Origin of the sequence: Longimicrobium sp. (genome assembly GCF_036280135.1) — a bacterium.
GTDB lineage: Bacteria > Gemmatimonadota > Gemmatimonadetes > Longimicrobiales > Longimicrobiaceae > Longimicrobium.
In genome coordinates this window covers 1-6,981 of sequence record NZ_DASURI010000705.1, presented here as the reverse complement: position 1 = coordinate 6,981, position 6,981 = coordinate 1, and the positions used below count along the sequence as shown (strand labels likewise).

General features: G+C 77.5%; 1 protein-coding gene. It reads left to right on the top strand.

The window, feature by feature from the left end:
* Positions 1-6,981, top strand: a 6,981-nt coding sequence (locus VFZ20_RS22635) for a non-ribosomal peptide synthetase (protein WP_329686226.1), incomplete at both ends; no start/stop codon positions are given.

Below are 6,981 nucleotides of genomic sequence, written 5' to 3'. Positions count from 1 at the left end.
GGGTGCGCTGGCGGCCGGACGGCGCGGTGGAGTACCTGGGGCGGCTGGACTTCCAGGTGAAGATCCGCGGGTTTCGCGTGGAGCCGGGGGAGGTCGAGGCCGCGCTGCGCGAGGACGGCCGCGTGCGCCAGGCCGTCGTCGTGGCGCGGGAGGATGCGCCCGGCGCGCGGCGGCTCGTGGCCTACGTGGTGGGCGCGGAGGGCGGGGCGCTCCCCGTGGACGACGTGCGCGCGCGGCTGCGGGAGCGGCTGCCGGAGCACATGGTCCCCGCCGCGTTCGTGGTGCTGGACGCCCTGCCGCTCAACGCCAGCGGCAAGGTGGACCGGCGGGCGCTGCCGGCCCCCGCGTGGAGCGGCGGGGCGGAGCACGTGGCGCCCCGCACAGAGGCCCAGTCGGCCCTGTGCGAGGTGTGGGCGCAGGTGCTGGGCGTGGAGCGGGTGGGGATCGAGGAGAACTTCTTTGCCCTGGGCGGCGACAGCATCCTCGCCATCCAGGTGGCGGCCCGGGCCCGCGCGCGGGGGCTGGACGTCGCCCCCCGCCAGGTGTTCGAGCGGCCCACGGTCGCGCGGCTGGCGGAGGTGGCCGGCCGCGCCGGTCCGGGCGCCGGCGCGGCGCAGGGACCCGTGACGGGCAGCGCCCCGCTGACGCCCATCCAGCACCGCTTCTTCCATCTTCCCCTGCCGGCGCGGCACCACTACAACCAGGCGCTGCTGCTGGTGCCCCGCGCGCCGCTGGACCCCGCGCGGCTGGAGCAAGCCGTCGCCGCGCTCGTCACGCACCACGATGCCCTGCGGCTGCGCTTTCACGCGGACGCGTCGGGCGCGTGGACGCAGGCGCACGCTTCGCCCGGCGAGCACGCGCCCGTGGAGCGCGTCCGCCTGGCGCATCTCGCGGAGGCGGACCAGCCGGCCGCCATCGAGGCGCACGCGGAGCGGACGCAGCGCGGGCTGGACCTGGCGGACGGTCCGCTTCTCCGCGTCGTCTCGTTCGACCTGGGGGAGGGGCGGCCGGAGCGGCTGCTGATCGTCATCCACCACCTGGTCGTGGACGGGGTGAGCTGGCGCATCCTCCTGGAGGACCTGGAGACGGCGTACGATCAGCTTTCCCGCGGTGAATCCATCCGCCTGCCGGAAAAGACGACGTCGTGGCAGGCGTGGGCGCGGGCCCTGGCGGATTCCGCGGCGGAGGTCGACCCCGGCGAGGCGGCGTACTGGCTGGCGGAGGCGGAGCGCGAGGTGGCGCCGCTGCCCCTGGACGACCCGTCCGCCCCGAACACCGTCGCGCGCTGGCGGCGCGTGGCCGTGCGGCTGGACGCGGCGGAGACGGAGGCGCTGCTGCGCGCGGTGCCCCGGGCGTACCGCACGGGGATGGACGACGTGCTCCTGTGCGCGCTCGCCCAGGCGCTCGAGCGGTGGACGGGCAGCCCCCGGGTCCGCGTGGAGCTGGAGGGGCACGGACGCGAGGAGGACCGGGCGCCGGGCGTGGACCTGTCCCGCACGGTGGGCTGGTTCACCTCCCTCTACCCCGTGGTCCTGGACGTGGCGGACGCGCGGGACGCGGGCGCGGCGCTGCGGATGGTCAAGGAGCAGCTGCGCGCCGTGCCCGGGCGCGGCATGGGCCACGGGCTGCTGCGCTGGATGGGCGCGGAGGACGTGCGGCGCCGGCTCGCGGCCGCGCCGGCGGAGATCGTGTTCAACTACCTGGGCCAGCTGGACCGCGCCGTGGCCCCGGGCGCCTTCCGGGGCTTCGCGGCGGAGCCCGCGGGCCACACGGCGGACCCGCGGGGGGCGCGGGCGCACCGGCTGGAGCTGTCGGGCGCCGTCCGCGACGGGTGCCTGGAGATGGCGCTGGGCTACGCGGAGGGGGTGCACCGGCGCGAGACCATCGAGCGGCTGGCGGCGTGGTACGGCGAGGCGCTGCGGGGGCTCGTGGCCCACTGCGCCTCGCCGGCGGCCGGCGGGTGCACGCCCGGCGACTTTCCCCTCGCGGGGCTGGACGCGGCGGCGCTGGACGCGCTGCTGGGGAACGGGCGGGGCGTGGAGGACGTGTATCCGCTCTCCCCGCTGCAGGAAGGCCTCCTCTTTCACTCCGCCCTGGACCCCGGCGAGGGCGTGTACGTGGGGCAGCTGGGCTTCGCGCTGGAGGGCGAGCTGGACGCGGACGCGCTGGAGCGGGCCTGGAACGGGGCCGTGGCGCGGCACCAGGCGCTGCGGGCGGAGTTCGCGTGGGAGGGCACGCCGCGGCCCCTGCAGGTCATCCGCGGCGACGTGGCGGTGCCCGTGCGCCGGGAGGACTGGCGCGGGCGGGACGAGGCCGGGCGCCGGGCCCGGCTGGAGGCGTACCTGGCGGCGGACCGCGCGGCGGGGATCGACCCGCGGCACGCCCCCCTCATGCGGCTGGCGCTCTTTCGCACGGGCGCGCGGGAGCACCACCTGGTGTGGACGCACCACCACCTGCTGCTGGACGGGTGGAGCCTTCCGCTCCTCTTTCGCGACGTGCTGGCGCTCTACGGCGCCCACGTGCGGGGCGAGCCGGCGCGCCTGGCGCCCGCGCGGCCGTACCGTGACTACGTGGCGTGGCTGGAGGGGCGGGATGCGGCGCGGGCGGAAGCGTTCTGGCGCGACGCCCTGGCCGGCTTCGACGCGCCCACGCCCCTCCCCCTGGCCCGCGCGGCGGGCGAGGACGGCGGCGCGGCGGGGACGGGCGAGGCGCGCATGCAGCTGCCGCCGGAGGGCACCCGTGCCCTGCGCGAGCGGGCGCGGGCGTGGGGCGTGACGGCCAACACCCTCGTGCAGGGCGCGTGGGGGCTGCTGCTGGCGCGCCACGCGGGGACGGACGACGTGCTCTTCGGCGCCACCGTCTCCGGCCGCCCCGCCGCCCTGCCGGGGGTGGAGGAGATGGTGGGGCTGTTCATCAACGCCCTCCCCGTGCGGGTGCGGACGGACGGCGCGGCGGAGGTGCGCGCCTGGCTGGGCGACCTGCAGGCGCGGCAGGCGGCCGCGCGCGAGCACGAGCACACGCCGCTCGTCCAGGCGCAGCGGTGGAGCGGCGTGCCCGCGGGGGAGCCGCTCTTCGAGAGCCTGGTGACCTTTGAGAACTACCCCGTGGACGAGCGGATGGGAGAGGGGATGGACGCCCTGCGCATCCGCCGCACCGTGGGCGTGGAGACCACGAGCTATCCCCTCGTGCTCTCCGCCGCGGCGCGCGACGCGCTGGAGGTTTCCCTCGTCCACGACCTGCGCCGCATCGACCCCGCGGACGCGGAGCGGCTGGTGCACCAGCTGCGGACGGTGCTGGAGGCGCTCGCGGCGCGCCCGGACGGTCGCCTCGCCCACGTCTCGCTGCTCACGGAGGCGGAGCGGGCGCGGGTGCTGGACGCCGGCCGCGGCGAGACGCGCCCGTTCCCCGCGAACGCCCGCGTGGACGCGGTGATCGCCGCGCGCGCCGCCGCCTGGCCCCATGCGCCCGCCGTGGCGTCCGGCGGGCGCACCCTCTCCTACCGCGAGCTCCATCGCCGGGCCAGTGCCCTGGCCGCGCGGCTGCGGGCGCGGGGCGTGGGGCCGGAGACGCCCGTGGCGCTCTTCCTGGACCGCTCCGCCGAGCTGGCCGTGGCGCTGCTGGCCGTGCTGCGGGCGGGCGGGGCCTTTGTCCCCATGGACCCCGCGTACCCGCCGGAGCGCGTGGCGTACCTGCTGGCCGACAGCGGGGCCGCCGTCGTCCTCACCCGCGCCGCCCTGGCCGGCGCGCTCCCCGCCGGCACGCCCGGGGTGCTCCCCGTGGACCTGGACGGCGCGGCGGATTCGCGGGCGCCCGCGGATCGGGGGGACGCGGGGGCTTCGGCGGACACCGGGGAATCGACGGATGTAAGGGATTCTGCGGAGTCGGCCGATTCGGTGGATTCGTCGGCTTTGGTGGACTCGGCGGATCCGGTGGCTTTGGCGGATTCAGCGGATTCGGCGAACTCGGCGAACTCGATGGATTCGGCCGATTCGTGGACGTCGGCCGATTCGATGGACGCGAGGACTTCGGCGGGCTCGGCGGACTCGAGGGGTTCGGCGGATTCGAGTGCTTCGGCCGATCCGTGGATGTCGGCGGACTCGGCGGATCCGGAGTTCTGCGGGGCGGACGCGCTGGCGTACCTCATCTACACCTCCGGCTCCACGGGCCGTCCCAAGGCCGCCATGGTGAGCCACCGCTCGCTCCTGTGCTACGGCGAGGCCATGCGCGCGCGGATGGCCCTCGCCCCCGCCGACCGGGTGCTCCAGTTCGCCTCCCCCGCGTTCGACGTGATGGTGGAGGAGGTGTTCCCGGCCTGGCTGGCGGGGGCCTGCGTGGTGTTTCCGCGGGAGGACCTGCTGGACGCGCCGCACGCCCTGCTGCGCGTGCTGGAGGCGGAGCGGGTGAGCATCGTGGAGCTGCCCACGGCGTTCTGGCACGAGTGGGTGCGCCAGCTGGCGGACGACGGAACGCGGCGTCCCCCCTGCCTGCGGCTGGTGCTGATGGGCGGCGAGCGCGTGCTCCCCGAGCGCATGGCGCAGTGGGCGGCCACGGGCGTGCCCCTGCAGCACGTCTTTGGCCTCACGGAGACCACGGTCACCACCACCACGCTCCCCCTGGCGGCGGGAGACGACGGGGCGCGCTGGCCCAACCTTCCCGTGGGGACGCCCCTGGCCAACGCCGAGGCGTTCGTGCTGGACGCGGGGGGCCGGCCCGTGCCGGCCGGCGTGCCCGGCGAGCTGTACATCGGCGGCCAGGCGGTGGCGCGCGGGTACTGGCGCCGCCCGGCGCTGACGGCCGCGCGCTACGTGCCGCACCCCTTTGCCGCCGTCCCCGGCGCCCGGCTGTACCGCACGGGCGACCGCGCGCGGTGGCTGGCGGACGGCACGCTGGAGTTCCTGGGCCGGCTGGACCAGCAGGTCAAGGTGCGCGGCTACCGGGTGGAGCCGGCGGAGATCGAGGCCGCCCTGGCCCGCCACCCCGCCGTGGCCGAGGCCGCCGTGGTGGCGCGCGAGGACGTCCCCGGCGACCGGCGCCTGGTGGCGTACGTGGTCCCGGCCGCGGGCTTCGCCGCGGGTCCGCCGCCCGCCGGGGCAGGGGAGGACGATGCCGCCACGCGCGTCTCCTTCGCGGAGCTGCGCGAGCACCTGCGCGCGCGGCTGCCGGAGCACATGGTGCCCTCCGCGCTGGTGGCACTGGACGCGCTTCCCCTTACCCGCAACGGCAAGGTGGACCGCCGCGCCCTTCCCGCGCCGGAGCCGGGCGAGGCGCGGCCCGGCGCGGCCGCGCCCCGCGACGAGCGGGAGGAGATCCTCTGCGGGATCTGGGCGGAGGTGCTGGGGGTGCCGCGGGTGGGGCCGCGGGACAGCTTCTTCGAGCTGGGCGGCCACTCGCTGCTGGCCATGCGCGTCGTGGCGCGCATCCGCCGGGCGCTGGACGTGGAGGTGCCCCTGCGGGTGCTGTTCGAGGCCCCCACGGTGGCCGGGCTGGCCGCCCGCATCCAGGCCCTTCGCCACGCGGAGGGCTTCGCCGCCGCGCCGCCCATCACCCCGGTGCCGCGCGGGGAGCCCCTGCCGGCCTCGTACGCGCAGCGCCGGCTGTGGCTGGTGGACCGGATGGAGCCCGGCACGCCCGCCTACAACATGCCCTTTGCCCTGCGGCTGCGGGGCGCCCTGGACGCGCGGGCCCTGCGGCGCGCCTTGGACGGCGTCGTCCGCCGGCACGAGTCGCTGCGCACCACCTTTGCCGAGCACGACGGCGAGCCCGTGCAGGTCATCCATCCGCCCTCGCCCGTTCCCCTTCCCGTCGTCGGCCTGGACGCGCTCCCCGCGCAGGCGCGGGAGGGCCAGGCGCGGCGCCTGGCCCGGGCCCAGGCCCTGCGCCCCTTTGACCTGGCCCGCGGACCGCTGCTGCGCGCCGTCCTGCTGCGCCTGGACGGGGACGACCACGTGCTGTGCCTGACCCTGCACCACGTGGTGAGCGACGGCTGGAGCACCGACGTGCTCGTGCGCGAGGTGGCCGCCCTGTACGACGCCTTCCGGCGGGGGGCGCCCGCGCCGTCCCTGCCGGAGCTCCCCGTGCAGTACGCCGACTACGCCGCGTGGCAGCGCGGCTGGCTGGCCGGCCCCGTGCTGGAGGAGAAGCTGGCGTGGTGGCGCGGCCGCCTGGCCGGGGCGCCGCCGCTGCTGGAGGTGCCCACGGACCACCCGCGCGCGCCGGGGCTTTCCGCCGGGGCGGGGAGCCATCCCGTCTCGCTTTCGGCGGAGGCGTCGGCGCGGCTGCGGACCCTGGCGCGCGGCGAGGGCGCCACGCTGTTCATGGCGCTGCTGGCGGGGTGGCAGGCCCTCCTGGGCCGCTACGCCGCGCAGGCCGACGTGGTGGTGGGCACCCCGGTGGCCGGCCGCGCCCACGCCGAGGTGGAGGGGCTCATCGGCTTCTTCGTCAACCTGCTTCCCCTGCGGGTGGACCTGGCGGGCGACCCCACGGGGATGGAGCTGCTGGGGCGGGTGCGCGCGTCGGCGCTGGCCGCGTACGCGCACCCCGAGGTGCCGTTCGAGCGGCTGGTGGAGGACGTGGTGGCGGAGCGCTCGCTCACCCACGCGCCCCTCTTCCAGGCCACCTTCTCCCTGGAGCGGACGGACGCCGCGCAGGCGCCGGCCCTGGCCGGGGTGGACGCGGAGCCGTTCGCGGCGGGGCGGGGCGCCGCGCGCTTTGACCTGGAGCTGCTGATGGCGGACGACGGCGGCGCGCTGGGGGGCACGCTCGTCTACCGCGCCGCGCTGTGGGAGCCGGAGACGGCCGCGCGGATGGCGGGGCACCTGGAGCGGCTGCTGGAGGCCCTGGCGGCCCATCCCGGGCGGCCCCTGTCCACCGTGCCCCTGCTGCGGGACGCGGAGCGGGCGCGGGTGCTGGAGGGGTGGAGCCGTGCCCCGGCCGCGCCGCCCCTGGAGCGGGTGCACGACGTGTTCGCGCGGTGGGCGGCCC